Source organism: Hymenobacter tenuis (assembly GCF_054780495.1).
Genome location: NZ_BAAGWF010000004.1, coordinates 526,600 through 552,990, shown reverse-complemented (window position 1 = coordinate 552,990; position 26,391 = coordinate 526,600). Strand labels below are relative to the sequence as shown.

The following is a 26,391-nucleotide window of genomic DNA, read 5'->3' as shown; positions in this document are numbered from 1 at the left end:
CTAGAGGGGTTTGGAAACGTAGCCGAGCTGCACGTAGCCGGGTTGGACATAGCCATTTTCAAAGGCTGTCGGATCAGCCCACACGGTCATGTAGACCGTCTGACCCGCCGCGAGCGGGGCAAGAGCGGCCGGGGTGAAGGTGATGGTAGGCGGGGCAGCCTGCAGGTTCAGGGTAAAGGCCCCGCGCAGGCGGCGCAGGTCCTGGTTCAGCTCCGTCACCATGTCAAAGACCGCCGTGGTGGTGGGCGGCAGCCGGTAGGTCAGGGCGCTGGCGTCCTTGGTGATATACCAGTCAATCGGTTGCCGGCGGGGGGCCAGTTGCAGCTCCTCGATCTTAACCCACAGGGCCGCGTCATCGTAGGGCAGCTCGTTCCACGGCGTGGATTCGTTGCCGGTCTTCCGGCGGCCCGTGTTGGACTCGTAGCCCACCTCCCCCTTAAGCAGCACGGGGTTGGCCGCGGCCCATTGGGCGGCGGTGCCGATGCGCTGGCAAATGGGGACGGTGAGAATCTGACCGGGCATTTAGGCGGGGAAGATGGTCGAGGGGGTGCCGCCGTTGATGCGGGTGATGGTGAAGTTGGTTTGCACCGTGACGGCCTCCCCGCGCTCGTTGAAGAACTTGTTCACGTCGCCGGCGGGGTTCTTCTGCAGGAACTCGGCCTTCAGCTTGGCGCTCGAATACACCTCTGCCAGCGAGCCCGTGGCGTTGCCGTCGTTGATCTTGAAGTGAATCGTGGCATCATCCAGGTGGGTCTGAATCGTAGTAGACTCCAAGAAGGTATCCGCCTGCCCCTGCCGCACGACTTTCATGCGGACGTCCGTGTTCTGGTCGTGGGCTTTGGCCAGGGCCGGGTCCGTGGGGAAAAGGAACCGCAGCCAGAGGTTGCCGGCTTCGGCCGTGTACACGTAGGTAGCGCCCCCGGTCAGAGCGGGCACCACGGTGGTATCGCCGGAGGCATCGGCCACCACCACAATGTCGCCTTCCACCAGGCCGGGCAGGGCGTTGCGGGCGGCAATGGTGGCCGCCGCGTAGGTCTGGTTCGTGGTAACGGCTGTAGATCCGCCGGTGAATGCCTCCCACGTTCCCACGCCATTGCCAGCGAGCGACTTGAGGGTGTAGTACTTGCCCAGCACGGTATCGGCCCCATTGGCCCACTCGCGGGCCACGTAGGCGAGCATCCCCACCTCGCGGCGGCCGATGCTGATGCCCCGGTAGGAGTTCTCGTTCAAATACTCCAGGTACTCGACGTAGTGCAGGCCGCCCTTGAGTTCGGCCGCGAGGCCCAGCGGGTTGAGGTTGCCGGTGCTGTTTAGTACCAGCGTATTGCCAATAACGAGGCCATCAGCGGAGGTGCGTTGCACCAGGGCCGGAGGGGTTGCGGAGTAGGCCATTGCTAGCTGACGTAAGAGGAGAGTTGCTGTACAATGCGCAGGTCAAGGCCCATGAGCACATACACCACGGCCACGCCGTTGCGGGTAATGGTGATTTCACGGGTGCGAACGGGAGCCTGATCCACGTTGAAGTTGGGGTCGATGAAGCGGGCCGTGGTCTTGTAGTCCTTGGGGTAGGCCAGGTAAGCGCGCTTGCCACTGGTGCCGCCGTCGAGGGTCTGCAGGCCGAAGGTGCCATTGCCGAGCACCCCGGCCGCGCCGTTGAGGGCGGTGTTGATGAGGGCCGCTACGGTCGCGTCCGCGCTCACGTAGGTGCCCACGGGGTCGCCTACCTTCGCTGTCATGCCGGGCGTGAGCCACTGCGCATCGTCGTGCAGGAAGATGGTACGCTTGCCCTTCCACTCCGCCGTGCGCTCTAGGGGTGGCATGGCCGTGCCCTTGGTGGAAGCCCCGTTGAGGGTAAACACGGCTTTTTGACCGATGGTCGTACCTACCAGGGCTGCGAGGCCGCTGGGGGTGAAGGTGCCCGAGGCGTTGAGGCCCGTGGCTATGTTGGTGGTGGTGCCGTTGAAGGTCTGCTGAATCGAAACCGAGCCCGGCTGCACGTTCTCAGCCTTGGAGGAGGCCCAGCCAAAGGCAAACGTGCGCGCCAGTGGCTCGCCCACTTCCCGGTCGGTATAGGAGTCGGGGGTAAAGGAGCTGAAGGTCGGCTTGGCAAACGGGTGGGCGTTGGCATCTACCCATTCCCCAAAGGTTTCAAAGCGAAGGGTGGCGTTGGTTTTGGTCAGGTCGTCCGGGTCGCGGGCCTGCCCCTGACGGCTCGATACCACGGAGTTAAATGCGCCTTTCGGCACTGGCCAGAGCTGCTCCAGTAGAGAAAAGCGGGTGAAGCCATCCCCGATAACGTGATAGAGCAGCTTGCCCGACTGCGGGGTGATGCCATCCGCTTCAAACAAGGGGGTGCCATCGGCCGCCGTCTTGACCTTCCACACCGCGGCGGGTTCCCCTTTGGCAAGCAAATGAGCGTTATCGTCAAAGGCCAGCCACGTCTGCACGTCGCCGTTCTTGATGATGATCTGAATAAACGAGTCGGGCATGGCTTAGAGGTAGGGGTTCTTGGTGCGGGGGCCCTGAAAGCCCGGGGTGCCGCCGTCGATGAGAAGAATGCTGATCTGCTGGGCTTCGTTTAGGGCGAACTGCGTGGGCTCAAAGGCCACGATGGGCAGCAGCTCCTCCGGCACCGGTTCGTCGTTGCGCAGGTAGTCTGAGAGGTCGCCTGTGCCGCCCACCTGCCGCACAATCGTAGCGGGCACGAGCGTGGCGCCCGCGCGGAAGTAGCCGTCCGGGTGTACCAGCAGGCTGGCGTCTTCCCCTTCGGCCATCACGACCTCGTAGCGGCCGGCCTCCTCCCCTAGTCGGATGTTGATCTCGCAGCCGATGCAGAGTAGGTTGCTCGGCAGGCGTTGCAGCGAAGAGGGAACCAGCGGCTCCTCCTGCTCAAGTAGCCAGTGGTCAAGGAAGAACGGCCCGCCGGGGCGCGCATTGGGCGGGGGCAGCAGGTTGATGAGCAGCTGGCCCGTGGCGCCTACCAGCCCGTCGAGGTGGGCAATGGGAATCAGATCATCTTCCTTGTTCCAGAAGGACAAGTCCCGGCTGCCCAGCACGGTCCGCACCCGCACGGCGGTGTTCTGATAGTTGAGCTCATCGGTAATCAGCCGCTCTAGTTCGGCCTGAAGTTGGGCGCGGGTCTGGGGCTGCGGGGTGGCGGGCATAGGACAAAAAAAGCCCCCAACTCTCCGGGCGGAAAGGCGGGGGCTTTTAGAGGGGAGCGCCGGGTTACTGGGCCGGAACCGGCGAGGCGATACGAGCTGGGCTAAAGAAGGAGTTGGTCGAGAAGTTACCGGCAATGGTGTTCACGCCCGTGAAGTCCTCGCTCATGTTGTAGGAGAGGTTCAGCACGCCATCCACGCCGTTCAGGCCACCGTACCAGTACTTGGAGTCATTGCTCACGCCGTAGGCCCGGCGCTTCAAGCCGCCGCGCTCCGTGGTCCGCATGAACTCGTAGTAGGCCTGGGAGGTAATCTTGGTCGACACCGGATACTCCTTGGTCGAGGGCTTGGGGTACTTGCGGCCGTTGAAGTCCTCAAACTCCGGGGTGCCGTTGCCGATGGTCATGGTGCCGATAAACAGCGTCATGGCCTCCGGGTCCGTTGGGGCGGTGTCGGCCAGCGCAATACGACGGGCAATTTCCGCCGCGGTCGGCGTCTCGTCAAACGGGGCGTTGGTGAGGTAGATGTTGGAAATAGGGCCGTAGTTGAATTCGGGCGCGCATACGTCGGCCGTCAGTACGGTAGCGGGTTGGTCCGCACAGCCCACTGCTAGCGTGGGGTCATCTGGATTTACTGGCATGGCAGTAGGAAATGGGGTTGAGGGTTAAAAACAGAAGAGAAAGAAAACGTTAGCAGCTCATGGGATAAGAAGCGGGCAGCGGGGAGAGCAGCGGCGCGGCGGGCGGGCAGCCCACTACCACCAGGGGCGGATACTCCAGACTCACGCTCAGGGAGCGAAAGCACGAGAGGGCCCCGAACTCGGTGGCCTTGACCTCCTGCACCGGGTACTCCCCACCTGTGAAGCCAGGGGCGGCAAACACGGCATGGGCCTTGGCGCCCTGCACAGCCTGAACCAGCCAGGCCGGGAAGGGCTCCGTTTCAAAACTAACCGTGCGGGCTTGGGCCAAAAAGTCCACCCGGGCGCTGGCAGTCAGCGCGTTCTTGGTTTCCGTGCGCTCCTCACGCGGGGCTCCTTCGCGCAGCGTCGCGCCGGGAATGTAGAGGTGCTGCTCCAGGCCCGTGCCGTAGGGCAGGTGCGCCAGCGGGCCGGGATGCCACCAGCGCACCAGCAGGTCTTCCGAGAGGTCACTAACGGCCTGAAACGCTACGCTGGTAAACTCATCCACCCGCAGGCGCAGGCGCCGGCACAGGGGCAGCGAGAGGCCTGTTACGGGGCCGCCGTAGGAGAGGAAGTAGTCGTAGGTCGCATCCGTGAACTTCTCGTAGCCGAGCAGGCGGGGATTGAGCGTCAGTAGCACCTCCCCCGTATCCGCGTCGAGCACCTGGGCGCAGTCGAGCCAGCGGCCCGCGGCTTTCAGGCGGCGCAGCGAGAAGGGCAGAAACCGGCTAACGGGGGCGCGCAGGGCAAAGGGCTGGTCGGCGCAGGCAGCGGGGGCCGCATCGAGCAGGGGCTGGCCCGTGGCCGTGAAGGGGAAGGTCTGTAGGTTCTGCGGGGGCGGCTCGGGCAGCGCATCCGGCACGGTGGGCGCGGGCGGCACGTAGGCGGGAATGGTGAAGCCCACCGTCAGCACCTGGGGCGGCGAACTCGAATCCGTCAGCGTCGCCGTGTGCGGGCCGGGAGGAATTCCGGCGAGTTCCTTGTAGCCTTCGGAGGAAAGCAATACCCCGCTGGCGTAGCCCGGCACGGATACCATGCGCGGGGCCAGCCCGCCGGTGGTATCGACCTGCCAGCGGCCTGTCGTCGCCGGCGGAACCGGCGCGAAGGGGGTGGAGGAGGTCAGGGCAAAGGCCACGACGGGGGTACACTCCGCGGCATCCGCCAGGTCCACGATTTGGGCAAAGGGGCGGATGAGCGTCGTGCGGAACTTTACCTGCGTGGTGCCCTCGCAGATGCCATCCCCAAACAGGCTATCCTCCGTGCGCTGGCGGGTGGCCTCATCCACGGGCCCGACGAGCACCCGCCCGGAAGGCGAGTAGAACTGAATGGCGCGCGTGGGCGACGTGAGGTAGTAGAGGCTGATGGTTTCGCCACCCTCTTGAAACGAGTCAATCAGCAACCCGTTCGGGGCGCCCGGCGGGGGTGTCGTGGCGTTAATGCCCGCGGTCCGCACCGCGGAGCAGCCCTGGGCGTCCGCGAAGTAGTACTGTTTGCTCTGGCCCGCCACCACGCTGGTAAAGGTGGTGCGGTTCTCCACGAAGGTCACGCCGTCATCCGAGGAGGAGAACGGCGGGTGTGAGGTCGTCACGTTGAAGACGATGGTCGAGCCCGACGCGCTGGCGACCGTCGCAAACAGGTCGCAGTTCTCCCCCGTGCCGTTGGGCGATACCGCAATACTGGCGTAGGGGCTCAGGCTCTGCGCGGTCAGGGTAACCTTGTCCGTGCCTTCGGGGAACTCCGCCATCACCTCGCCGGGCTGGTACGTGCGCTGGGAAGGCGGTTCTACGCCCGGGGGCTCCGCGGGGAAGGCCGGGTCGATCCGCTCCCGGGGCCCCACGGAAATAGAGCGGGGTGTGCTATCCGTTCCCTGGTTGTAGTACACCCGGACGCGGGTGTTCAGCGAATCCCAAAAGAGGGCATCTATTTCTATTTGCGCCATAACTTAACCGGCCGAGGGGTCGAAACTGTTGGAGAATTGGCGCGCGCGCAGCAGCGGGCCGGGGGCGGTGCCTTCAGGGGCGGGGTAGCGCACGGTAAGGGTCACCACGCCCGTCTGCAGTTCCAGCGTGGCCTTGGCCAGCCGGCCGTTGGGGCCCAGCGCGGTCAGCACCTTGGTGGAGGGGCTCAGCAGCTCGGCCGAGCACAGGCGCACGGATACGCCCGTCTGCTCCCGGGCCAGGCGCACGGAGGCGAACGTGACCACCTCCCCTTCCTCCGTCGTGGCGGCCCGGACAATGCCCGTAGGACGGACCCGGCCGTGGGTGTGGTAGCGGCGCAGCAGCTCGGAAGAAGCCAGGGCACGGTTGCCGTTGCGCACGGCCCCATCGGGCCCGACATCCAGCAGGGCAATGGCCGTATCGGGCAACGCGTCGCCGCTGAGCACGAGCCCGGCCAGATCGCCCGTGAGGCGCTGCACGGTTCGCACTTGCGTGTTCTGCCCCTCGCGGGTGTTCACGCAGGCCCCGCTGTACTCAATCTCCCCCTCCCGAAACGAGATGCCCCGGTCAAACTCCTCCGTGACGGCGGCGCTGATGCTGAGCTGCTCGTACTGGGGCAGCTGGGCGGAGAGGTACTGGTAGGTCTTGGGCACTACAGCGGTGAGGGCGTAGCCTTCGGGGCTGGTCGTGGTCAGATCCAGCACGAGGCCGTCTTCCCGCTGCTCGTAGAAGCTGCGGTGCTCGATGCGCAGCCAGCCGGTGAGCGGGTCAATGTCGTAGCCTAAATCCCAGAGCGTGCACACATCGGTGAGCAGCTGCTTGCAGGAAATAAGCAACCTAGTGGCGGGCTCGGAGGCGCCGTAGCGCTTCACGTCGGAGCCGGCACTCAGCAGCAGACTAGGTATCTCGTTGGCGCTGCCCGTCAGGCCCGTAGCAGGGTTCGTGGGGTGGGTGAGAAAGCTGGAGAGGTCCGTGGGCTGCGGGGGCAGTAGTTGGGGCGCGGTTTGCTGCAGGACGTGGTAGAGCCCATCGAGCAGGGGGAAGCACCGGGAAAAGGAGAACTGCCCGAACTTCCACCAGAGGCTTTTGTAGTTGCTATTCGTGAGGCTGCGGCGCACGTTCAAACACGGGCTCTGCTCATCTTCCGTGTCCGTAACGGCTCCGCCGGTGCCCGTGACTTCCACGTAGCCGTCATTGCTGAAGCCGTAGGCAGAAGGCTGCTGACCACAGGGCAAGAGCAGCAGGTCGGTGCCGTAGCGGGGGCGGCGCCCGCCTTCCGTGTGATACCAGTCGTCAAAGGTGCCGATCTGGTAGACCTTTAAGCCCGCAATCTCGGGGGCCTTTACGTAGTCGGCCGTGGGCGGGGAAACCGTATCGTCACGGGTAAAGAACTGCCAGCCGGCAGCGGAGAGGTCGAGGGGTTGATACGCCCCGAACTCATCCAGTTTCATCGGCACGGCCCGGAGCCGGTAGCGGAAGATCAGCACCGACTCGTCGCGGGTGCCACCGCCGATGTAGGAGGTATTGCGCAGGAACACGGCCCAGCCATCGGTGCCCACGAAGTCCATTTCTTCGGGCTGCCCGATGCGGCGGAACTCAATCTGCTGCCCCTGGGGGAGTTCGGCTAGTTGCGCGGTGACGGTGCGCAGGCGGCCGGCCGCGGGGTCAAAGGCGGGAGCGCTGAGTAGGTTTACCGGGCGATCCCACGTATCGAAGAGTTCCTGGTAGCCATCGGCGGGCAGAGGGGTGACGGAGGCCGTGCACTTGCCTGTATCGAAGGTAATGTCGTTGCAGGTAAAGGTGCCGCGCCAGCTCAAGCCCACGGGGCCCGTGAGTTGGGCGCGGGCTTCGAGGGTCAGATAGAGGGTTTGGCAGCGGTCAGTGCTGTTTTCGAGTGCGTAGAGTAACTCGTAGTCCGCCTTCTCAAAGACCAGCGGGCCGCTGAGTTTGCGGCGAAAGTAGAACGCGTCTTCTCCGCCTGGCTCGTAGGCCAGGCTGAGCTTGTCCGACGTAGGGGAAACCGGCACACCCCCGCCACCTGTACCGCCGAGCGAAAGCAGCAGGGAGAGGTAGCGCAGGGATTGGGTCGGAGCGGGGGCGGCTGGCATCTAGGGCGAAAGTCGCTCCGGATGGGCCGCGCGGAAAGGCTACGAAAAAGCCCCGCCGGATGGGCGGGGCTAGTGGTTTAGGGGTTGAATTTAGCTGACACCTCGATGTCGTCGTCCTTGACTACAACCTTGCGCAGTTGAGACTGTCCGAGCGACTCCACCAGATTTACCCGGTCGCGGTTGGCCGAGTTAATGAGTACGAAGTACGTGCCTGGGGCTAGCTTCTTGGTGAAGACCCCGCTGCCATCCGCCGTCACAATGCTGGCAGCCGGGTCAGTCATAATACGAAACTTGGCTGTTTGGGCGTCTGCTTCAATGGTTTTTACGTCGAACTCGCCGGGAAGCAGAGTGGTCGGATTACGAGCGTCCGGGGGTGAAGCCAGGTACTGTTCTAGTTTGCTCACCTCAATCTTGCCCGCCTTTACTGTTGCTTCTTTGAGAATGTAGGCCTTTGCGCCCACATCGGACTTGTAGCCATAGTTGTCATTGAAATAGTAGGTAACGATGCCTTTGAGCTCATAGCGCGGGGGCGCGGGCTTTGTCTGGGCTTGACTTGCGTAACTAACCAGTAACGCACAGAAGAGTATAAGATATTTCATGGGACGATAATACGGAACTTCGCCCAATCCATTATGGTGCCAGCTTTACCGTGTGGGTGCTTCTACTGGCCTGATCTACGAGCATATACCCTTCGGGTACTGGCACCACATCCCGACGAGCAGCGGTACTTGCTACGTGTTTCTCGATGCCGGCTAGCCTGTCCTGCATAGCTTTGAACTCCTCCCGCATCGGGGCGAACTGGTGCAGCACCCGCTGCTCCGTAGCTACTTTGCGCTCCTCGTGTAGCTTCTTAGGTAGTTCCATATCCGGCAACAGTGCCTGCATTTGCGGCGCCTGCCAGTCGATGAGTTCCGGACGGCCCTGGTGCAGCGGCTCAAAGAGGGTGTGGCGGTACTCCTTGGTGGTTTCGTTGTTGAAGACAAATTCCTTATGGTGGTACACATAGGAGCGCTTGCCCAGCTTGGTAGATTCCTGGTGCTTGTCTTCGTCGCCGGTGTAACCGCCTTTGAAGAAGCCCTCGCTCTGCTGGTTGACGGCTTGAATGGCCTTGATCTTGGAGGCAACAAAGGCCGTAACAATCAGGGCGGCGGCACCAATGCCCAGCGCGGGACCGACGATAGGGATAGGGAACGCACTCAGCGCCTGCGAGGCGGCAGTGATAACATTACTGCTTTGAAGCAGGGTATCGATAAGAATTTGCTCCTTAGCGGCCTTCCTGCGGTCGGCTATAGCTTCGCGGCGGGCGGCCTTTTCCGCGGCAATCTGCTCCCGGATGCCCGCAATATTGGAGGCACTGCCTTCCTTGTTGTACTGCAGCTCCTGAGATAAACGGGTTTGGAGGTCGTCAATATTACGGGTGCGGGCGTCTATCTTGGCTTGCGTGACTGCTAGCTCTGCCTGACGGAGTGAGTCCACTGCCTGCATGGTCGCGCCAATTGCTTCTTCCAAGGCGCGGCGCTCCTCTGGCCCGTCGCGCTCTCCTAGAATCAGACGGAAAATAGAGTCTTTGGGGTCGATCTTCCCCTTCTCTTTGTCTATTTCCTTCAGGGCGTTACGAAGCTCCCCAATCTGCACCCGTAAGGCAGAGCGAACGATTTCACCCTGCTCTCCGGCCAGTAGCAGGGAGTTGTTTAGTAAGGCCTCGTTCTTCTTTAGATCGCTTTCAATGAGGGCTTTATTCTCCCGCTCCTTCGCCTCGATTACGCTCTGACCGGTGCCTTCCCCGAAGATTTGACCGATGCCAGCGCGAATGGAATTTTCTTCCAGCGTAGCCGTGCGTTCGATCTTAGTCTGTTCCTGCTTTTGTCGGAGCGCCAACAGGTCGCGCTGCTTCTTCTCTTCTAGGGCAATAAGGACATCCGCCTGCCCTTGCGCGGCTAGCACTTCCTTTTGGTGCTGGCGCTCAAGGGCTTCGATCTCCTTGCGGTCAGAATCAGCCAAAAGATCAAATAAGCGGTCGGCATGAGCCTGCGCAATCTGCCGGATGCGCTCGTAATACCGGTCCATGGCAGCCAGGCGCAGTCGGCCTAGCTCATCCCGTTGCACGCCATCAATAAACCCATCCCGACCCGCTAACTTCTCCAGGCGCTTCAGGTTCGCCTCCGTGCGGGCAATCTCCTCCTGGTCCTGGCGTAGTTGCTCGGCGGCTTTGGCCTGCCCCTGGTCTTTGAGCATTTCCAGCTCTATTTTATTGGCCTCGTCGCGTAGCTTGGCTTCCGCAGCTAGCAGCTGCTTAAGGTAATCGGTCCCCTTGCGGGCTTTAGCCGCCCGGTCCTGCTTGCCGAGCAAGCGGTCTAACTCCTCTTGAGCAGCTTTGATCTGGTCGTTTAACCCGCCCTTGCGCAGCAGGTCGTTTTCGGTGGTTTCCGGCGCTTCCTGTTGTTTGCGCAGGTCGGCAATCTTTTGCTGCAGGGCCAGAATAAGGCCTAGACGGCGCAGTTCGGGGTCTTTCGCGGGGTCAACTACGGGCTTTAGGGCGCGGCCTTCGAGTTGATCCAATAGTAACACTTGGCCGCGGATGTCCTCGTTTACCTTCTCTAATTGTTGACGCAGCTCCTCGGTGATGGCATTAGACTCCTCGCGACTCAGCACGGTGGTGCGGGTAACGGCGGGCATATTGCCACGCTGTTCCTGGAAGGTAGTCGTGCGAAGGCCCTCCGCAGTAACGTTGCTGGCTAGCTCCTTCTGCAGGGCGCGGCGCTGGTCACCGAGACGGGCAATGGCGGTGCCCGTCGTCGTGATGGCCTCCTTGTTCATGGCTTTGCTCAGCAGCTCTTGGTCCTTCAAGAACTTCTTCACCGCTTCGCCATTGATGCCCAGCGCCCGGCCGTAGCTATCAAACTGGGTAACGGCGGAAGGAACGGTTTTGGCTAGCTCATCAATGACTTTCCGCAGTTCTTCCTGTTGGGTGGCGTTGCGGTTGGTAGTGCTGCTTAGTTCTTCGTAGCGGCCGAGCAGGGGCGTAACCGTCGTGGCCAGGGAACGGGCGGCGTCTGCCTGCTTAAAGAAGTTGGCGGCTACCCGTTCGGATTTCTGGGCGGCCGTCTCTCCAGCGCTGACAAACTTGGCAACAGCGGCAATGGCCGGGGCAAAAGAGGCACCTATTCGGGCGGATGTTTCCTGGAAGAACGTGTTGATTCGGCCCAGATTAGAGCGCACGGAAGCGGCAGCGTCTTCCGTGCCAGCGCCGTAGGTGCGCTTGAGTTGAGCGGCGAATTTGGGGAGGAAGTCAGCGGAAACCACCTGCCCCTTTTCGAGCATTTTACCCAGCTCCACGGTGGTAACACCGATGGATTTAGCCGCTACGGCAAAGGCGCCGGGCAGGACATTGCCGAGCTGGAGCTTTAGTTCTTGGCTGCTCACAGTGCCCTTGCTAAGCATCTGCTGCACCGCTTTCAGGGCTTGCTCCGTTTCCGCGCTGCTCAGGTTAAAGGTCTTGGCGGCGGCGGAAACACCCTGAAAGATATTGCGGGTGTCCGCCAGCGGCAGGTTAGCTTCCTTGGCCGCGGCGTAGAGCGAGGCGTAGGAGCGGGCAATCGGGGCCAGCTCCAGGCCGAAGCGGTTGGCCTCTTCCTTGATGAAGACAAATTCGCGGGCGCCATCGCGGGCACTGCCAGTAATGGCTTTAAATGTATTCTGAATTCCAGACAGTTCCGCAAAGCTGGCAACGCTGGCCTTGATGCCATCTATAACCTTGCCTACTGTAAACAGACCGGCTGTTAGTCCGCCAATCTTACCGAGTAGTCCGCCGAGAAACCCGCCCACGCCTTCTTTGCTGGCTTCGGTGGCCTGCTTCTGAGCGGCGGCGGCTTCTTTGGCGGCCTGGGCTACCTGCTTTTCAGCCGCGGCCATATCCCGGGCGGCGGCCGTGGCCAGCTTCTGCTGGGCTACCTGCTGCTGCTGCTCCGTGCGAACCTTGGCAACAGCTTCCCGCTCCCCGTCGATGGCCTTGCGGGTTAGATCAATTTCGACCTTCAGCTCCGCCTGTTTACGGCGGTTGGCTTCGAGTTCAGCCGTTAATTTGGCGCCGGCCGCGGTGGAGTTGCCACCAGCGGCTTTGCTGGCCTGCTCCAGCTTCTTGGCTTCTTCCACAGCCCCGCGTAGTTCGGCGCGCAGCTCGTTGTAGACACTGCCCGCCTGCCGGACTTCGGCGGCGGCGGCGGCCAGGCGCTGCTGATACGCCAGGGCCTGCTGAGCGGCATCCTGGAACGCGGTACGCGACACTTGTCCGGTTTGCACCACGGCCGCACGGAACTCTGCGTCCTTACTGGCGAGCCGGTCTAGGGCAGCAAACGCGGCCGCGGTGTCTAATTTGTAAACGGTTCCTACTTCAGCCATAGCCCCAAAGAACACCCCGAAAGGGCCGCGGGGAAAGGCTCCAGGCTAGGTGGTTTTGGTGTGCCGGCGCACGGCGTCGAGGTGACGGTAGAAGGCGCTGGCCTTCATGGCATCGAGGGCGGCATAGGCATCGGGGCGGTTATCCGATACCCAGTAGTAGAGGTCGGCCCAGTACTGTTCCTGTTCCTCTATTCGTTCGGCAAGGGAGCGGAAGTCGTTGGGGGTGGCTGGTTGAGTGCCGCGGCCGGAAGAGGGTAACGTGTGGAGGTAGCGGTGAGCCGCGCGAAGGCCGCTACCAGGAAAAAACCCGCGGCGACCTTTTCCCACTTGCGCATCTTCTCCAGCATGGCCGCGTGGTTGTAGCCGAGGTCTTCGCCGGGGGCATTGTAGAACAGGGCGCAGATGTTCACGTCTGACATCCGCCCCTCGCCTACCCCGTTCAGGCTTTCGCGTAGGCGTCCGAACTCATAGATGCCCGTGGCCAGCTGGTTGCCGTTTAGGGCTGCCCAGCCCTTATCCACGGTCTGAATGATGGAGGCGAGGGTCTGGTCGTAGCCGAGTTCAAGTTGAAACCGCTGCAGCATCCGGGCCCGGGCCACGGTAAGTTCGGGTTCGAGCGTGTAGGTGATGCCGTCCACCATGAAGCTGTCCGCATCGGGGGCCGGTTCAATCAGGCGGGGCGGTTCTTCTTTTACGATTGGCTCCAATTGTATAGGCGTTTAAGCAAACAAGCGTGAAAAATGGCACCGCACACGACAAGCAGGTGATGCCACGGATTGTAGGGAGTACTGAGTAGGTAGCAGCGTAACAGGTACCCCCATAGGGCCAACTGCCCCGCTACGCAAGTGCTACACCCCCATACTGGCTTCCACCACCACTGAGCCTCTAACTCATTGCCTTGATAGTACAGGCGCTCTGTATTGGTGGCGTAGCGAATCGGCCCGCTTTCGGGGTCGCCCCCAACAAGATGCCGGCGCATATACCGCAGACGGTGCCACTCTCTTACCCACCGTTGTAGCCCCTCCAAGAGCATCCCAGTATCCACGAGCACCACCGCCCACACCACGGCCACGAGCGCCACACAGAGGCCAAAAACGAACAGGTCTAGCATAACGGTGCGGGGGTGATACGTTCAGGCAACTGCTCAGCGCAGGCCGAAGAGAGCCGGTAGGTGCAGGTGAGCTCCAGCCCGACCACGCGGTAAGGCGGAAACAGCAGGGGTATATCCGTGTAGCGGCTGAACAGGGCCGCATCGGCCGGTAGTGCGCTCATGGTCACGTACAAATCCACGTAGGGGCCTTCCGTGGCCCGGCGCTCAATCAGGAGCGCGCGGTGCAGGGCCGCGGTCATCTGCACGTCCGTAGGCGGGGCAGCGAAGTAGCGCGGGTTCACCCAGCCGAGCAACCGGAGGCGAGACTGCCAGCCGTTGGGGGTGGGCACGGTGCCGCCATCCTCGAAGTAGAAGATAGTAGCCGTGTTCTCATCCGGCACGAGGTAGCGGGGCGTGGCCTCACATTCCGGCACGGTGAAGGTAGCGGGCACAGGCAAGGTGATGCTGCGCGGGGCATCCTCTCCATTGGGTACGTCGTGGCGGTACGGGCGCACGAGGCCCACCACGCGGTCAGCGAGGGGGAGCGCGGCAATTCGGGCCGCGAGGATGTCAGCGAGTTGTTCAGTCATGTCGTTTGGTCTTGTAGTGGAGCCACGCCTTGCCGACTTCGTTTACATCAGCACGGAGGAACTCCGATACACCGGACTTAAACACAACGGAGCACATGGGCCCTTCGACCTCTCGGAAGGCATCAGGCAACGGGTCGCCCATTGTCTGCACCCCCGAAACATCTGCCCAATCCCAGAGTCCACTGCCGTACTTGATGCCGTGTTCTTCGTCACCAAAGAAGTAGTCGCAGCCGAAAACGGTGCTACCCGCATATTCACGGAAGGGGGCATACTCGGTGTAGGTGCTCATCCTTGGAGGGCCTGTTGAATCACGCGGTCACACTCAGCGCCCGCGTAACGGTTGATACTATCCTGCTCCCGGGCGGTGGGCGCGAGGAACTCACCTTCGCGCGCGATGTTGCGCTCCAGCTTGCGGGCGTTCTCCCGGTCGGAGCTAACCACCCGGGCAAAGGAGACAAAGGCCTGGGTGCCCGCGGGTACGGGTTGCAGGGAGCGCAGCATCCGGCCGGAGTAGGTCAGGTTCACAAAGCCCGTTTCCATGCCCTGCGCGCCGCGGATGCCCGCATAGGTGGGCTTCTTCTCCTTCTTGACGTAGGCGCGGCCCGCGGCATTGGTGGGCTGGAGCCAGTACTTCGGAATAGGATTCGTGGAATAGCGCCGCCCGGGTAGGCCCGTGCGCTGCAGCCGGTCTACGGCCAGCGCCAGCCCCGTCTGTGCCATGGTGAGCACAATGCGGGGCTGCTCGGCCTGCAGGGCGGCTTTGGCGCGGGCAATGACGTGGGCGAGCGTGTCCATTAACGAACGAGGCGCGGGGCGTAGGGATGGGGCTTGCAGTCGTAGCACGGATGGGCTACCCGGGCCAGGCCGTTCGGGCTCGTGAGCCATACCAGATGCCCGGGGGAGTCTTCCGTGGTGGCGTGGTTGAGCTGCTGGTAGCGCTCGGCCAGAAACTCCAGGGCCTTCACGTCGAGGGAGGTGTAGCGGGAATAGTTGGCATCCGCTAGCAGGCTGGCTACCACATACTCCGCGGCCTTGTACTGAATGGCAAACGCTACGGACTGCTGTAGCTCGTCGTCGGTGCTGAGCACGTAGCAGAGCTTGCTCGGGTCTAGGCAGGTGGTTTCCAGGTAGAGCAGGAAGCCCCCGTTCCACGCGTTTTGGTTGTAGCGGCTGGTGAGGGTTTCGCCGCGCAGGCCAGTGAGCGCTAGCGCTACATCGGGGTTCCGGTCCCCACAGCCACAGGTGAGCTTCCCCGCCCGGGCCTGCACGCCTTCGGGCAGTACGGCCGACAGCGTGTGCACCTGCCCGTCGAAGGGCACGGTCACGCCTTCTTGCAAGTACACCATGGTAGGCGTAGTGGCGCTGGTGGTCACGCGGGCAATCTCTACCCCGTCGAGCAGCACGGGTACGTCGGTGACTTCGGCGGAGGCGTAGAGCGAGAGCGAAACGAGGGTATAGCCGCGGCCGGGCAAGAGCCGGGTCGGCAGGCGCAGCAGCGGCTGGGTGCCAAGAGGCAGCAGAGAGCCATCCCCCAACGAGCCGAACTTACCGCCGAGGGGCTCCTTCAAGGGGCCGGTCTGGGCAGATAGGTGCTTGCCGAGTTCCACCTCCACAAAGCCGATGGCCTGGCTGCGGGCGCGGTCGAGTCGGGCCCACGCATCGGAGCCGGGTTGCTGACCGGATGCGGGGCGCAGAATCAGGCCTTCCACCTTGTCGACGTAGCGGCCGGTAGTGGATTCCGTAATGAAGGCATTATCCGCGGGCACTTCTTCCGTGCCGACCGGTAAGGCGAAGCAGGGAGAGGCGGCACGGGAGAGGCCAACGAGGCCGGTGAGACAGGAGGGGCTAGCGGGCATAGAACAAAAGAAGCCCGGGGAGGGCCGCCCCGAAAGCACAAACACCCCGACCAGTCCGGCCGGGGTGTTATCCAACTTCACATCACAGGCTAGGTTGCAGCCTAGGCGGTCTTCACGAACTTGAGCACACCCGTCGAACCGGCAAAGCCGTTGGCGGGGTTAGCAATCACGTTGAAGTACGGCAGCTTCATTTCGTAGGTATCGTAGTACACACCAGCTTCGCAGGTGCGCTGTACGCGTACATCGAAGTCAATGCCACCGAGCGAGATAGAAGGCAAGGAGAAGCCGCGGGTGTTGGCGTCGAGCTGCTGCACGTTGCGGGTCCGGATGTTGCGGGCCGCGAAGGCAATAGCCGGGGCGTCAATCATCAGCGACACGTTGGCAATACCCGCCATCGTGAAGGACTTGGGGTCCCACGTCGACGGTATCAGCGCCAACTTGGCCTGCGCGTCGCGCTCGTTGTCGTTGCGGGCATCCGGGGCGGCGTTACCCATGGCCAGCAGCAGGTTGCGGCCGTGCAGCAGGTACGGTGAGCCGATGTTGTTCATCATGGCCTCAATCTGGAAGAACGGATACAGATCCGCCGTCCACTGCGCAGCCGGGATGTTGGTCGCCGTGCCTACGATGGTGCCGTATTCGGGCATCGTGTCGAGGTTGGTGCCGGCTTTGGCCACGGTTAGGGCCAGCGATACCTGGGATACCTTCTCCTCGATTTCCTTTTTCTGCTTCAGCAAGCCAGCCGCTACCACATCAGTGTAGCCGTAGATGCTGCCTGCGTAGGAAGAAGCCGGATCGTCCTGACCTTGCTCAATCTCCACCTTGAAGCTCGTGGCCTGCACGCACTGGTCGAGCGTGTACGGTACGGCTTCGGTGCCCACTTCTACGCCCGTCAGGTCGCAGTCCGTGGTGCAGGTTTGCGAGGCCGTGATGGCGCTCGTGTTGATGAACGAAACGTTCGCTACATTCTTAGGCGAGCCGGCAATGATACCGATGCGGGCCGTCTGGCGGCGCATGATTTCCTGCAGGGCAAGGCTTTGGGGTACGTAGAGCTGGCTGTTACGGGGGTCCGTGAACAGCTGGTCCTGGCGGTTTACGATGGTGGCCAGGGTTGAAGGCGTGAAGTCGCCGGGGGTTACTGCCATGATAGGGTTGAGGGGTTAAGCGGCCCGGCTACTCGCGTAGGCTCTAAGCCGCGGGGGTTTCCTGTTGAAATTTCTCCCAGCCTTGGTTGAGGGCGATGCGCTCCTGGGCCGTGTTGGCTTTCAGAATGGCTTCGTCTAACTCCTGCTGGGTCTTGGGGCCCGTGTAGGTGCTACGGGTGGCCGTGGCGGCATCCGTGGGCGTGAGGCCGGGGCTCTGGCGGTCCGTGCTCAGGGGCAGGCCGTAGAGGTCTTCGGCGTACTCGCGCACGCGGTCTGCCAGCTTGACGGGGTTGTTCATCTTGCCGGTCAGCAGGTTGCCGTCCGCATCGATGAGCTGCACCGAAGTGCCGTCTTCGCTGAGTTGATACCCGCCCTGTGCCACGAGGTCGTTCACGAGCTTCTCGCGCTGCCGGGCCGCGCGGGCCGGGTCGGGGGAGAAGTTAGGATCGTACTCCGTGATAAAGCGCTCTACTTCCTGGCGCACCTTGGCATCGGTCTGCTGCTTGGTGAAGGCCTGGCGCTGGGCTTCCAGCTTCTGGCGCTCCTCCTGACGGGCGGATTCGATGGCCTGCTCCTGCGCCGAGCGCAGCTTGTTGAGCTCCTTCACGACGGACGGATGCTTGAGCAGCTGGTCGTCGGACAGGTCCTTGGTGGCGGTGGTAGAGGCCTGGGTCTGGAGGGCTTCAATGGCGGCGGGCAGGTCAGCAAACGAGGCGTCTGCGATGCCGGCCGACTTGAGGGCCTTCTCGACTTCGGTGCGGGTCTTCTTGGTGGCGCGCTTATCCGCATCGTCCCGGACCTTGGAAATCTTGGCTTCCAGGTGGTCGGATAGGGTGTCTACGCCTTCAGCCGTTTTGATAAGTTCGGCAACTTCAGTTTCGACCACACCTGCGGCGGCGGCCAGAATCCCAATGAGTTTTTCGTCCATCTTTCAAAGAGGATATACAGGAAATGAATCGGGGCACCCGGACGGTTTAGGCCCGGGCGCGCACCGGGTTAGACAGTTTTGGGGGCTTTGGCAGGCTTCTCAGCTACTACTTCAGCCTGCAGGTCACGGGGCTTGGCCGCTTCCTTGATTTCCTTCACGGTGAAGGAGGTGAAGCTCTGCCCGTAGGCGGCCTTCATCTGCTCTAGCTGCTGCTCGCTAACGGTTTCGGCCTTGCCGGTTCCGAATTGGACGCTGTACTGCTTCATGGCTTAGCTCAGGTCGGCGGGCTTGCTGCCGGCTTTGGTGAAACCTTTCTGGCCAGCGGCACCGAGTAGGTCCCAGGTGGCTTTCGGCAGGTCGTGTTCGAGGCTCGTTTCCTTGTCGGTCACGCGCACATGGCCCGCAGCCAGCTCAGGGCTCGCCGCGGCGGTGGATTTCTTTTGGGTATCAGACATAGCGGGTTGGGTTGGTGGCTACTGGTATCGAGTCCAAAGGACAACTGCCACACCGCACCCGCAAAGGCGTACCTTTACCCCGATGAAACACCCCATGCAGTACCGGTATATCCGGATGTGGTATCGGCGCAGACGGCCCCTCCTGCGTAAGCGCGGCGGCTTCTGCTTCTGCCACCTCGGGGGCGGCGTGGTGGTGCTGGGCTACGCGGGCAAGCTGACGGGTGTATCCCGGGCCCAGCAGTAGACGCAAAAAAGCCCCTACCGTTTCGGGCAGGGGCTTCAGGACTGGAACAGACCTTACCAGTTGGTCTACATAAACTGACAAGAATGCTCTACAAACGTAGTCGGGGGAAGGGCTACGGGAAAGGCTCGTGCTTACTTCTTTACAGGTGGGTTTAAAACCCATGTTCTATACATCCAAACACCGTTTCCGTTGTTATAGGGGACCACGGATTGTGTAACAGAAGCGATTGTGTACCCCTTAGTTAGTGCCGCTTGAAGCACACCACTTGGGTCTACATGAGGGCTGCCTGCTTGGCTGATATTGTCAGCTGTAGTAATAATCTTTTGATCCATGTGGTAAGAGTATATAGTGAGCCAACAAGCTACTAACTATTCTCCTAGGCTGCTATATCCCCGTCGCCCGCTTCTGTGATAACCGAGTCGAGTTCTCCGTGTAGTTCCTGTAACTGCTCCATGGAGGTAGCATCCCGCATGGCCTGCAGGGCCAAGATCAGGCGCCGAAACACGGCAAGCGTGGTGTAGGCATCTTGATCGAAGCCTTCCCGTTCGGCCACCATGAGGGTATTGAAAATAGCTTGCCGCTCGTGCTGTGGCAGCGGGAGGTCGTTGAGCAGGGAGTAGGTATCCATGCGGCCAAACTAGCTACTTACCCGCCAATAACCAACCGGCCCTGCGCATCCTCCCGAAGTTCGGGCCGTAGCTCCATGGCCACGCTGTTAGGGATAAAGCTCCACTGATGGCGACAACCGTAGCCTCCAGCGTCAACCAGGGGCGAATACCCGCCTGATGGCTTGCCGTTGAACTCCCCTGCTGCCTTGTTGGTGTATCCTGAGTAAGCGTCCTTACTGGTTCCCATCAGGGCTATCTCACTCTTGAGGAATACCTTGCCGTTACGGGCCTTGCAAAACGCGCGGCTGCTTTCGATGAGGCCACCACTATACAACGCGGCTTGTAGCCCCAACTCTTCCGCAGCGAGTCCCTGAAGGGCTCTATCCGCCTGAGAGAAATTGTCCGCGCTCTCCTTGTGCAGCTTGCTGATGAGCCCACCATTCGCCCCGCCGAGCACGAGGTCTTCCAGCCCCGCGCGGTACTCCGTGAGCCCCATGCCGCTAGCCTGCGCATTGTACGCGTAGTGTAGCAGGGCACGGTTGGCGCCCGTATCGTTCAAAAAGGTGCTGAGGTACCCACCGGCCACGGGCGTGCCTTCCGCCGTGATGCCGAACGTGCGCTCGAGCAGGCCCCGCAAGGGAGCGCGCAGGCGGGTATAGTTCACCGAGCCATCGAGGGCCGTGAAGTAGGCTTCCTGCAACCGGGGCAGGGTAAGCAGGCTTTGCCCGTAGTAGGTCAGCAGGGGCAGGTGTACGAGCTGCGTGAACTCGGCCAGCAGGGTGGGAATGAGTTCAGGTTTATCTAGCGTATCCTGCAAGCGAAGGAGCAGGCCTTCATAAAGCCTTCTATCTGCTTCACTCAGGTAGGCTTGCAGGCTCTCTTGGAGGGCTTCAATAGCAACGAGGCGCTGTAGCGCGGCGTCTTTAGGATCCATTTTCCGGGCGTTTTAGGATGCCAGCCACCCCCGTTTCGACAAAGCCAAACGACTTGTAAAAGGCGGTCAAGACCTCATCCTCTACCGGGCGGCCATCATAGCTGAGTACGTGCAGGTAGATGCCCTCTGCACCATAGTCCGCTACGACACGGCTCAGCATCTGGCGGCCTAGTCCCTTTTGGCGGTGCGTGTGCTTCACCCATAGGTTCGTAAGCCAGCGCACCCCGGAACGTAGTTCGAGGTTGGCCTCCGCCGCTACCTCACCATCTGCTTCATAGACCTGATACAGCTCCCGCTTGTAGAGTGCTGATAATTCTGAGAATGTTGGAGATGTTGCTGCTGTTGGAGATGTTTCTTCCATAGCCTTACGCCTTAACAGCCGCCGTAGAAGCGGCCCTAGGTGGAACAACACCCACCCCGGCGCACACGCGGCGCAGGTAGCGGGCAAACGCATCAGCCGGACGCACGAGGCGCAGCTGCTTCGGGGGCTTCTTCATGGGGCGGGCTATTCAGCAAGTAATTCTTGAAAGGCCCCTATAAGAGCGGCTTGCGTGCGAATAGTTGAGCCGATGGACTTCGCTAGGTCTACGTCCTTGCCCTGCTCGTTCACGACGGATAGGCGGCCTTCTTCAAAAGCCTTTTGGACCTGAATCTCGCGTATGCGCTCTGCAATCTTCTTCTTGATGCCCATCCTTTCTAAGCCGTTACAGGTTCTACCGCAACTCCCTGCGGCGGGGTATACAATTAGGCCTTAGTGGCCAGTATGCTTCTTGGGCTTTGGCGCCTTCTTGGCGGGTTTTGGCTTCTTGGCGGGTTTTGGCTTCTTGGCGGTTTTGGGCATTTTCATGGCTTTGGGCATCTTCATAATCAGGACTTTTCAAGGGTTAACTCACTGGCGACATACCATTTGTGCACCTCATCGGGCATGCTATCCAGCCGCACGCCTAAGGCTGGTTCTGGGCTTACAATTTCCACGGTGCCCGCGCCGCCCATGCCCATGCCATCCATCTGATGCACGCCGTCAGGCTTAACGGTTACGCGGGTGCCTGCCACGCCAACCGACGGAGCAACTCCCTGCGGCGGGGTAGTCGTGAGAGCCCGGAAGGCGCTACTTACCACGGGGGCCGCGGTGGTCGCCTGCCGGCCGAGTACTTCCTGCGCCTTCTGCGTTACCGCGGCCTGCTGGGCCTGGAATCCCAAGTCGTAGAACGTGGGGTCCGCTAGTTCCAACTCCGTGAAGATGCTGTCGGCATGGGTGCGAAGTACCCTCTCCTCCGCCGAGCAGTAGCCGAGCGTAGCCAGCTTGAGGACGGCATCTTCCGACAGGCCGAGGAAGGGAATGAAGCGGGCCTTGATGGTGAACTTGCGCAGCTCCTCCGGATTGGTGGCGAAACGGCGGCGGATGATGTCTTTGAGTTGCTGCTCTAAGTAGAACGCAGGCATTCCGGCCTTCACGGCTTCGGCATAGGCAGCTTCGAGGTCTGACACATCCGCCAGCTCTAAGCCGGGCGGGAAGTCGTACACGGGCTCCAGGCCGGTCTGCACGTCGAGGTAACCGGCGGCCACATACGCGCCATGTACCCATAAGGCGCTGAACTGGTCGGCCATTGGGGTGAGCGCCGTGTTAAGCTGGGCGAGTTGGGCGAGGCGCTCGGTGGCGGTCTGCGTGGTGCTCGTCTTGCTCAGCAGCTGGGTACCGAACAGTACTTGTTTGGCCCGGTCGGTGAGGTAGGTCTGGTAGTCAATCTGCAGGCGCGGTACATCGGTGCCGGGTGCCGTGTAGGCCACCATTTCGGTCAGCTTGATCTTTATATCCGACAGGTCCTTGGGCAAGGGTACGGTCAGCGTATCTAGGGCGGAGGTCGCAATCTGGTCGCGGGTGGTGCCGTTGCAGACGGTGCAGGTTTGCAGTTCCCGGTTCAGGCCGTTGTTGCAGGTGTTGCCGGGGGCGCCAGCGCAGCGGTTCACAAACTGCGCCTTGTGCGGGTGGGCAATCTGCGACATGACGATTTGCAGCTCCGAACCCGTCTTGAGCTCCATCTGCAGGTAGCAGAGGGCGGCGTTCAACGGGCTTACGAAGGTGCGGTCTTCGGTCAGCTCATCGGGAATGTAGCCGATGGGCAGCGCAGGTACCCGTCCGGCGCGGTGCTGCAGGATGCGGTACTGGCACAGCAGGTTGCCCGTGCCGGGGTCGCGGAGTTCACCGGCTACCCGGCTTCCTTCCGGCAGAGTGCTGATGGTGTTGGTGCCCACGGTCAGCACGGGCCAGAAGTCCAGCGCTTCATCCGCCAGGTACATGGTGTAGCGCAGGCCTTCCACGTTCTCTACGGCGACCTTCGTGCGGAAGGTGACGCTGGTTACCTCTCCCGCTTCCCGGGTAAAGTCCACCACGGCCTCGCACTTGAACAGAACGGGATAGGGCCGGGGGCGCTGGGTGCGGAAGTCAAAGGCCCCGAACTCGGTAAGAAGCCAGGCGTTGGGGTCCGTGAGGGCTACCGAGCGAATGATGTGCTTACTCAGGTAGTCTTCCTGGGGCTTGCGGTCGTAGTAGGCATCCAGCGCCCCGGTCAGTAGCGAGACGCGGCGCAGGCGCTCGGCATCGGACAACTCGGCGGGGTAGTCGAGGCGCTTGTCAATCTGGGCCCCAGAGAGGCGGCTTACCTGGTAGAAGGGCTTGCGTAGCTCATCCCAGATCGCGGGGCTAACGGCCACCGTGAGCTGCTTGCGCACGGCAAAGTCTTCGTCCTCTTCCCGGGAGAACTGTTGCAGTAGGCTATCAGTATCCCCCGTGGCCAGCTTGCGGCACAGGGTCGCGTGCTCTACGCAGCGGGCGTAGTCGGCATGGGTGGAGCCGGTTAGGATCAGGGGTTCAACGCGGGCGCGGGCGGAGTCTAGGTTCATGTGGAGCACCGGCCGCGGTAGGGCCGTAGCTCAAAACAAGCCGATACGCGCGGGCGCGGAAAGGCTAGTCGTCGCGGCCCGCTACGAAGGCCTCATACTCAGCATTGAGCAGGGAAACTATTATATAATCCCACACGTCGGAAAAATGACCGAGCTTCTGATACGAGGCGCCTAGGGCTTTATCCTTTACCATCTGCTTCACCTTGCCATCTACGCCCGTCTGTACCTGCTCCAAGTCCTCAATGGTCTTATGCAGGGAGGGGTCAAGCTGCACCGCTACGCTCGGCACCCCGCCCCGGAGCAGGTAGTTGATGAAGTCGCGGCGGCGCATGACACCGGCGTTTTTCTTGGGCCACAGGTCAGCGCTGGAACTGTGCAGGGCCGGAAGGACGGCCGCCTGCACGTCCTTGAACTGATTCTCTCCTCGCTCCTCGCCTATTTTGGAGTTACGAAGCGTGGCGTCGCCCGTCAGAAATACGGGGCTAGACTGCCAGCCATTCGCCTGCCTATCGAGTAGAAACTGTTTGCCGGTGTTGGCCAGACCGGAGCGGGGTGGTGTGAGGGCGTACTCGTAGAAGAAGCGCAGCGTCAGTATCCCGTTGTCGCGGTGAGGCTGGCACATGAGCATGGCGCTGTACGGGAGGGCGTTGGAATCCCAGCCCTGCATGATAGGCACACCAGGCAGGTACTCCGTGGGCTTGACGTGTTTAGCCCGGGAGAAGGCGGCGTAGAACTCGTTATCCGTACGCTTCGTGGCCCACAGGCCCAGCCACCACACGCGGTAACGGTAGGGGTCCGTAGCTTCAAAGCTGCGGTAGAGGGCCTTGCGCTCGGGTGGGCACCATTGGTTATCGTTGGCCGTGGTGTGGAGCACCTCGTAGGGCATCTCAATCAGTTCGCCGTTTACGTCGATGCTGAGGCGGCCCCCGAAGCTGGTGGCGTCCGGGTGCCCGGTGTCGCGGAAGAACTTCTGCCAGAGCCAGAACGTGGTATAGTCGCCGCTGTGGTCGGGGTTGAAGGTGTAGATTTCCTGCAGGTAGGCGCCCGGGGCCGAACTACGCAGGGAGGTGCTGAGCACTTCCGCGTCGGCTTTGGCTATCTGGTTGGCCTCCTCATACCACGCGTGGGTAGGGTCCGATAAAGACTTGAGCTTGCCGGGGTTGTCCATGCCGTGCGGCACGAAGCTGTTGCCGTTCTCTCGGCAGCGGATGCCGAGCGGGCTTACGCCCCACGTAAACAGGTCGTCAATGCCTTCGCGCTCGGCTACTTTCTTGAGCGTTGCCACTTGGGAGCCGCCGATGGTGTTAAACACGTCCCGGACCAGCACGCACTTGAAATAGGGCAAGGTCAGGCAGTCGAGCAGCAGCTTCAGGGCCACGAAGTCACTCTTGCTACTATCCCGTCCGCCCCAAAACAGCAGAAACCGCGCCCGGCTCTCCAGATAGGGCCAGAACGCGGCATTGCAGCAGTCCGGGTGAATGTCTAACTCAAGTTCCGGCTTGTGCATCGTCAGGTGGCGGGGTACGCCCACCGATGCGGCGGGTAATCTTGCGGGTGTTGTCTACTTCCAGTTTCTCGGTCTGCTTGCCGTACACGCTGTCCAGCACCTCCTTGAAGGCGGCCGTGTCGCCGCTGGTGGCCTTGCTGATGATGCCCCAGTTCATGGCCTCCTCCACCGTCCCCTCGACCTCCTCCTGGGTGGTGGGGTCGGTGTAGGTCATCTTCTGCGCCAGTAGCCGTTTGAGGATGGTTCCCCGGTTGGGCACACCGGGCGGATAGCCGGCGGGGTTGCCGGACTGACCTGGTTGGAATGGTGTAGCACCTTCCGGAATCTTGCCCTTCTCAAACGGCATGGTATTACTGCTTTATTACTGCTATTGGATATTTAGAATGGGGCATCCTCACGCACGGCGCCAGCTCCCGTGGTGCGGAAGACCGTCGGGGTGCGCTGGGGGCTGCGACGAGAGGCGGCCGACGTTAGGCTTCCTCCGCCGCCGGCGCGGAGCTTGTTGACGTAGCTGTATTGGGTGGAACCGGATGCCATGTTTGGGCTTTGGTTAGGGGTTTGTGCTTGCGGATGTCGGGCTCCTGCGCGTTGAGCACAGTGTACTTGCGCAGTAGGGCCGAGAGGTAACGGAAGTTGAAGTCGTAGAGGGCCGCGTTATCCTCAATACAGAACTGCTCAATATTGCCGGAGCTCACGAGGTTGGCGGAGCCGTGAAGCACGAGCTTGCGCCCGCAGTGAGTTTCCATCAGGCAGACCTTGCAGTGGTTGCGGGCCGCGGCAAAGGTCAGGCGCCCGTCGTAGTTCAGCTGCTCGACCAGATAAGGCATCAGGTCGTAGCGGTTGTGATGGAAGTTGTAGTCGGAAATGAGCAGGCCCAGCGCGTCCACATAGTCGCCGGCGAGTAGATTGCGGAGGGAGTCCACGTTCTCGCTCTTGATGCTCAGGGCCGTTACCAGCAGGCGCTTGACGTGGTAGTTCTTCTCCACAATCAGCGCTTCAATCAGATCGCCAAAGATGAAGGAGCCATTCACGAAGGCGTAGGCCCGGCCGCCGGGTGGCAGGTCGATGTCTTTGGCCAGCTTCTCGGCGTGGGTGTAGGAAAGCAGCTGCTCCGGCCATTCCTCCGCGACGGCAAAGGGCAGAAACACCGTGTCGCCTTGATGGGCGCGGTTGCCCGTGGGGGCTTTCTGTCCGGGTTGCAGCGAGAAGGTGGTGGGCAGGGGCATACTGCAAAACTGCTGCCTACTAGTTCACCCCCAAAGGCGGCCACAGGCTCAACTGGCTCTGCTGGCGTACCTGCGACCAGTAGCGGGGGCTGTGCTGTACCCGCAGGGCTGGGCGGGGTGCGGTCTTAACCGGCGCCGGCGTGGGCGTGCGCTGTACCACGGGCTTGGTCTTCTTCCGGGCGGGCTTGCTCTTGCCGAGGCCAGCGGCTTTGGCGTGGGAATCATCCGAGAGGCGGGTGGAGCAGTTGCCTTCCCCGAGACGGTGCTGAATGGTGCGCTCCTGACTCAGCACGTGCCAGATGAAGCCGACCAGCGTTCCCTGGCAAAACACATGCGCGGCCACCTGTAGCTCCGCCGGGCTCATGCGTTCGAGTAGTTCGGGTACTTCGTACTGGAGGCGGTCTTCGGCGGCGGCTAACCGTTTGCCGGTGCGGGGGCCGAAGCAGGCGAGTATGAGTCTGTCCAGGTCCCACCACTCCCGGCTTACTTCCCGGTAGGCTTTCTTCAGGTCCTGCTCCAGCGCGTAGGCGGAGGCGGGGGTGTCTGAGGCGCGGTAGAACCCCTGCGAGCGGGGCGTGGGGGCGGCGTAGAGTTTCACGGGAGAAGGCTTTGCGGGGAGTAGGCGGT

At 61.9% G+C, this 26,391-nt stretch carries 29 protein-coding genes; 1 reads left to right on the top strand and 28 read right to left on the bottom strand.

The genetic code is table 11. The features are described 5' to 3' along the window. The 18 genes from ACYVGU_RS15945 to ACYVGU_RS15860 form a co-directional block, all read right to left on the bottom strand. Nucleotides 1–522: a hyaluronate lyase N-terminal domain-containing protein gene (locus tag ACYVGU_RS15945; RefSeq protein WP_460622877.1), complete on the bottom strand. Its 522-nt coding sequence runs from the start codon at nucleotides 520–522 to the stop codon at nucleotides 1–3. Beyond that, entirely contained in the window at nucleotides 523–1,392 is an 870-nt protein-coding gene (locus ACYVGU_RS15940; protein ID WP_460622876.1) for a hypothetical protein, read from the bottom strand. It lies immediately after the preceding gene. Nucleotides 1,393–1,394: 2 nt separating this feature from the next. Then, a complete protein-coding gene (locus ACYVGU_RS15935) occupies nucleotides 1,395–2,489 on the bottom strand; it encodes a hypothetical protein (RefSeq protein WP_460622875.1) in 1,095 nt (364 codons plus the stop codon). A gap of 3 nt (nucleotides 2,490–2,492) precedes the next feature. Next, nucleotides 2,493–3,164: a hypothetical protein gene (locus ACYVGU_RS15930; RefSeq protein WP_460622874.1), complete on the bottom strand. Its 672-nt coding sequence runs from the start codon at nucleotides 3,162–3,164 to the stop codon at nucleotides 2,493–2,495. 64 nt (nucleotides 3,165–3,228) lie between these two features. After that, a complete protein-coding gene (locus ACYVGU_RS15925) occupies nucleotides 3,229–3,801 on the bottom strand; it encodes a hypothetical protein (RefSeq protein ID WP_460622873.1) in 573 nt (190 codons plus the stop codon). 49 nt (nucleotides 3,802–3,850) lie between these two features. Further along, nucleotides 3,851–5,779: a hypothetical protein gene (locus ACYVGU_RS15920; RefSeq protein ID WP_460622872.1), complete on the bottom strand. Its 1,929-nt coding sequence runs from the start codon at nucleotides 5,777–5,779 to the stop codon at nucleotides 3,851–3,853. Between the two features lie 3 nt (nucleotides 5,780–5,782). Further along, nucleotides 5,783–7,885: a hypothetical protein gene (locus ACYVGU_RS15915; RefSeq protein WP_460622871.1), complete on the bottom strand. Its 2,103-nt coding sequence runs from the start codon at nucleotides 7,883–7,885 to the stop codon at nucleotides 5,783–5,785. Nucleotides 7,886–7,962: 77 nt separating this feature from the next. Continuing rightward, on the bottom strand, nucleotides 7,963–8,484 hold the full coding sequence (locus tag ACYVGU_RS15910) for a hypothetical protein (RefSeq protein ID WP_460622870.1): 522 nt from the start codon (nucleotides 8,482–8,484) through the stop codon (nucleotides 7,963–7,965). Nucleotides 8,485–8,515: 31 nt separating this feature from the next. Continuing rightward, nucleotides 8,516–12,283 carry a tape measure protein gene (locus ACYVGU_RS15905; protein WP_460622869.1) on the bottom strand — a complete coding sequence of 1,256 codons (3,768 nt, stop codon included), beginning with the start codon at nucleotides 12,281–12,283 and terminating at the stop codon, nucleotides 8,516–8,518. Between the two features lie 188 nt (nucleotides 12,284–12,471). Further along, complete coding sequence (locus ACYVGU_RS15900; RefSeq protein ID WP_460622868.1) at nucleotides 12,472–12,990, bottom strand: hypothetical protein; 519 nt, start codon at nucleotides 12,988–12,990, stop codon at nucleotides 12,472–12,474. 397 nt (nucleotides 12,991–13,387) lie between these two features. Continuing rightward, complete coding sequence (locus tag ACYVGU_RS15895; protein WP_460622867.1) at nucleotides 13,388–13,963, bottom strand: hypothetical protein; 576 nt, start codon at nucleotides 13,961–13,963, stop codon at nucleotides 13,388–13,390. After that, complete coding sequence (locus ACYVGU_RS15890; RefSeq protein WP_460622866.1) at nucleotides 13,956–14,252, bottom strand: hypothetical protein; 297 nt, start codon at nucleotides 14,250–14,252, stop codon at nucleotides 13,956–13,958. Before ACYVGU_RS15890 ends, ACYVGU_RS15895 begins: the two co-directional genes overlap by 8 nt. Next, nucleotides 14,249–14,758 (bottom strand): hypothetical protein, encoded by a 510-nt coding sequence (locus tag ACYVGU_RS15885; protein WP_460622865.1) that lies wholly within the window; start codon nucleotides 14,756–14,758, stop codon nucleotides 14,249–14,251. Before ACYVGU_RS15885 ends, ACYVGU_RS15890 begins: the two co-directional genes overlap by 4 nt. Next, nucleotides 14,758–15,819, bottom strand: a complete 1,062-nt coding sequence (locus ACYVGU_RS15880) for a hypothetical protein (protein WP_460622864.1) — start codon at nucleotides 15,817–15,819, stop codon at nucleotides 14,758–14,760. Before ACYVGU_RS15880 ends, ACYVGU_RS15885 begins: the two co-directional genes overlap by 1 nt. Nucleotides 15,820–15,920: 101 nt before the next feature. Beyond that, on the bottom strand, nucleotides 15,921–16,961 hold the full coding sequence (locus ACYVGU_RS15875; protein ID WP_460622863.1) for a hypothetical protein: 1,041 nt from the start codon (nucleotides 16,959–16,961) through the stop codon (nucleotides 15,921–15,923). Nucleotides 16,962–17,004: 43 nt separating this feature from the next. Further along, entirely contained in the window at nucleotides 17,005–17,889 is an 885-nt protein-coding gene (locus ACYVGU_RS15870; protein WP_460622862.1) for a hypothetical protein, read from the bottom strand. A 68-nt stretch (nucleotides 17,890–17,957) separates the two neighbouring features. Beyond that, entirely contained in the window at nucleotides 17,958–18,155 is a 198-nt protein-coding gene (locus tag ACYVGU_RS15865; RefSeq protein ID WP_460622861.1) for a hypothetical protein, read from the bottom strand. Nucleotides 18,156–18,158: 3 nt separating this feature from the next. Continuing rightward, nucleotides 18,159–18,344: a hypothetical protein gene (locus ACYVGU_RS15860; protein ID WP_460622860.1), complete on the bottom strand. Its 186-nt coding sequence runs from the start codon at nucleotides 18,342–18,344 to the stop codon at nucleotides 18,159–18,161. An 82-nt stretch (nucleotides 18,345–18,426) separates the two neighbouring features. Here ACYVGU_RS15860 and ACYVGU_RS15855 point away from each other — a divergent pair, with 82 nt between their 5' ends. After that, nucleotides 18,427–18,588: a hypothetical protein gene (locus ACYVGU_RS15855; protein ID WP_460622859.1), complete on the top strand. Its 162-nt coding sequence runs from the start codon at nucleotides 18,427–18,429 to the stop codon at nucleotides 18,586–18,588. A 376-nt stretch (nucleotides 18,589–18,964) separates the two neighbouring features. On the opposite strand, the gene ACYVGU_RS15850 is transcribed toward ACYVGU_RS15855, so the two are convergent. The 10 genes from ACYVGU_RS15850 to ACYVGU_RS15805 form a co-directional block, all read right to left on the bottom strand. Beyond that, nucleotides 18,965–19,216 (bottom strand): hypothetical protein, encoded by a 252-nt coding sequence (locus ACYVGU_RS15850; RefSeq protein ID WP_460622858.1) that lies wholly within the window; start codon nucleotides 19,214–19,216, stop codon nucleotides 18,965–18,967. A 17-nt stretch (nucleotides 19,217–19,233) separates the two neighbouring features. After that, entirely contained in the window at nucleotides 19,234–20,130 is an 897-nt protein-coding gene (locus ACYVGU_RS15845; RefSeq protein ID WP_460622857.1) for a hypothetical protein, read from the bottom strand. Next, a complete protein-coding gene (locus tag ACYVGU_RS15840) occupies nucleotides 20,120–20,491 on the bottom strand; it encodes a GNAT family N-acetyltransferase (RefSeq protein ID WP_460622856.1) in 372 nt (123 codons plus the stop codon). Before ACYVGU_RS15840 ends, ACYVGU_RS15845 begins: the two co-directional genes overlap by 11 nt. A 4-nt stretch (nucleotides 20,492–20,495) precedes the next feature. Beyond that, nucleotides 20,496–20,627 carry a hypothetical protein gene (locus ACYVGU_RS15835; RefSeq protein ID WP_460622855.1) on the bottom strand — a complete coding sequence of 44 codons (132 nt, stop codon included), beginning with the start codon at nucleotides 20,625–20,627 and terminating at the stop codon, nucleotides 20,496–20,498. Nucleotides 20,628–20,635: 8 nt separating this feature from the next. Next, nucleotides 20,636–20,821, bottom strand: a complete 186-nt coding sequence (locus ACYVGU_RS15830; protein ID WP_460622854.1) for a hypothetical protein — start codon at nucleotides 20,819–20,821, stop codon at nucleotides 20,636–20,638. A 176-nt stretch (nucleotides 20,822–20,997) separates the two neighbouring features. After that, entirely contained in the window at nucleotides 20,998–23,031 is a 2,034-nt protein-coding gene (locus ACYVGU_RS15825; protein ID WP_460622853.1) for a hypothetical protein, read from the bottom strand. A 64-nt stretch (nucleotides 23,032–23,095) separates the two neighbouring features. After that, nucleotides 23,096–24,538 (bottom strand): phage terminase large subunit, encoded by a 1,443-nt coding sequence (locus ACYVGU_RS15820; protein WP_460622852.1) that lies wholly within the window; start codon nucleotides 24,536–24,538, stop codon nucleotides 23,096–23,098. Next, nucleotides 24,519–24,884, bottom strand: a complete 366-nt coding sequence (locus tag ACYVGU_RS15815) for a DUF5681 domain-containing protein (protein WP_460622851.1) — start codon at nucleotides 24,882–24,884, stop codon at nucleotides 24,519–24,521. Before ACYVGU_RS15815 ends, ACYVGU_RS15820 begins: the two co-directional genes overlap by 20 nt. A 124-nt stretch (nucleotides 24,885–25,008) precedes the next feature. Next, complete coding sequence (locus tag ACYVGU_RS15810; protein ID WP_460622850.1) at nucleotides 25,009–25,764, bottom strand: hypothetical protein; 756 nt, start codon at nucleotides 25,762–25,764, stop codon at nucleotides 25,009–25,011. A gap of 19 nt (nucleotides 25,765–25,783) precedes the next feature. After that, complete coding sequence (locus tag ACYVGU_RS15805; RefSeq protein ID WP_460622849.1) at nucleotides 25,784–26,362, bottom strand: hypothetical protein; 579 nt, start codon at nucleotides 26,360–26,362, stop codon at nucleotides 25,784–25,786. Nucleotides 26,363–26,391: the final 29 nt, after the last annotated feature.

Bases quoted from the DNA above. Each gene is read 5' to 3' on its own strand.
- ACYVGU_RS15945 (WP_460622877.1), bottom strand. From the start codon at position 522: ATGCCCGGTCAGATTCTCACCGTCCCCATTTGCCAGCGCATCGGCACC.
- ACYVGU_RS15940 (WP_460622876.1), bottom strand. From the start codon at position 1,392: ATGGCCTACTCCGCAACCCCTCCGGCCCTGGTGCAACGCACCTCCGCT.
- ACYVGU_RS15935 (WP_460622875.1), bottom strand. From the start codon at position 2,489: ATGCCCGACTCGTTTATTCAGATCATCATCAAGAACGGCGACGTGCAG.
- ACYVGU_RS15930 (WP_460622874.1), bottom strand. From the start codon at position 3,164: ATGCCCGCCACCCCGCAGCCCCAGACCCGCGCCCAACTTCAGGCCGAA.
- ACYVGU_RS15925 (WP_460622873.1), bottom strand. From the start codon at position 3,801: ATGCCAGTAAATCCAGATGACCCCACGCTAGCAGTGGGCTGTGCGGAC.
- ACYVGU_RS15920 (WP_460622872.1), bottom strand. From the start codon at position 5,779: ATGGCGCAAATAGAAATAGATGCCCTCTTTTGGGATTCGCTGAACACC.
- ACYVGU_RS15915 (WP_460622871.1), bottom strand. From the start codon at position 7,885: ATGCCAGCCGCCCCCGCTCCGACCCAATCCCTGCGCTACCTCTCCCTG.
- ACYVGU_RS15910 (WP_460622870.1), bottom strand. From the start codon at position 8,484: ATGAAATATCTTATACTCTTCTGTGCGTTACTGGTTAGTTACGCAAGT.
- ACYVGU_RS15905 (WP_460622869.1), bottom strand. From the start codon at position 12,283: ATGGCTGAAGTAGGAACCGTTTACAAATTAGACACCGCGGCCGCGTTT.
- ACYVGU_RS15895 (WP_460622867.1), bottom strand. From the start codon at position 13,963: ATGACTGAACAACTCGCTGACATCCTCGCGGCCCGAATTGCCGCGCTC.
- ACYVGU_RS15890 (WP_460622866.1), bottom strand. From the start codon at position 14,252: ATGAGCACCTACACCGAGTATGCCCCCTTCCGTGAATATGCGGGTAGC.
- ACYVGU_RS15885 (WP_460622865.1), bottom strand. From the start codon at position 14,758: ATGGACACGCTCGCCCACGTCATTGCCCGCGCCAAAGCCGCCCTGCAG.
- ACYVGU_RS15880 (WP_460622864.1), bottom strand. From the start codon at position 15,819: ATGCCCGCTAGCCCCTCCTGTCTCACCGGCCTCGTTGGCCTCTCCCGT.
- ACYVGU_RS15875 (WP_460622863.1), bottom strand. From the start codon at position 16,961: ATGGCAGTAACCCCCGGCGACTTCACGCCTTCAACCCTGGCCACCATC.
- ACYVGU_RS15870 (WP_460622862.1), bottom strand. From the start codon at position 17,889: ATGGACGAAAAACTCATTGGGATTCTGGCCGCCGCCGCAGGTGTGGTC.
- ACYVGU_RS15865 (WP_460622861.1), bottom strand. From the start codon at position 18,155: ATGAAGCAGTACAGCGTCCAATTCGGAACCGGCAAGGCCGAAACCGTT.
- ACYVGU_RS15860 (WP_460622860.1), bottom strand. From the start codon at position 18,344: ATGTCTGATACCCAAAAGAAATCCACCGCCGCGGCGAGCCCTGAGCTG.
- ACYVGU_RS15855 (WP_460622859.1), top strand. From the start codon at position 18,427: ATGAAACACCCCATGCAGTACCGGTATATCCGGATGTGGTATCGGCGC.
- ACYVGU_RS15850 (WP_460622858.1), bottom strand. From the start codon at position 19,216: ATGGATACCTACTCCCTGCTCAACGACCTCCCGCTGCCACAGCACGAG.
- ACYVGU_RS15845 (WP_460622857.1), bottom strand. From the start codon at position 20,130: ATGGATCCTAAAGACGCCGCGCTACAGCGCCTCGTTGCTATTGAAGCC.
- ACYVGU_RS15840 (WP_460622856.1), bottom strand. From the start codon at position 20,491: ATGGAAGAAACATCTCCAACAGCAGCAACATCTCCAACATTCTCAGAA.
- ACYVGU_RS15835 (WP_460622855.1), bottom strand. From the start codon at position 20,627: ATGAAGAAGCCCCCGAAGCAGCTGCGCCTCGTGCGTCCGGCTGATGCG.
- ACYVGU_RS15830 (WP_460622854.1), bottom strand. From the start codon at position 20,821: ATGGGCATCAAGAAGAAGATTGCAGAGCGCATACGCGAGATTCAGGTC.
- ACYVGU_RS15825 (WP_460622853.1), bottom strand. From the start codon at position 23,031: ATGAACCTAGACTCCGCCCGCGCCCGCGTTGAACCCCTGATCCTAACC.
- ACYVGU_RS15820 (WP_460622852.1), bottom strand. From the start codon at position 24,538: ATGCACAAGCCGGAACTTGAGTTAGACATTCACCCGGACTGCTGCAAT.
- ACYVGU_RS15815 (WP_460622851.1), bottom strand. From the start codon at position 24,884: ATGCCGTTTGAGAAGGGCAAGATTCCGGAAGGTGCTACACCATTCCAA.
- ACYVGU_RS15810 (WP_460622850.1), bottom strand. From the start codon at position 25,764: ATGCCCCTGCCCACCACCTTCTCGCTGCAACCCGGACAGAAAGCCCCC.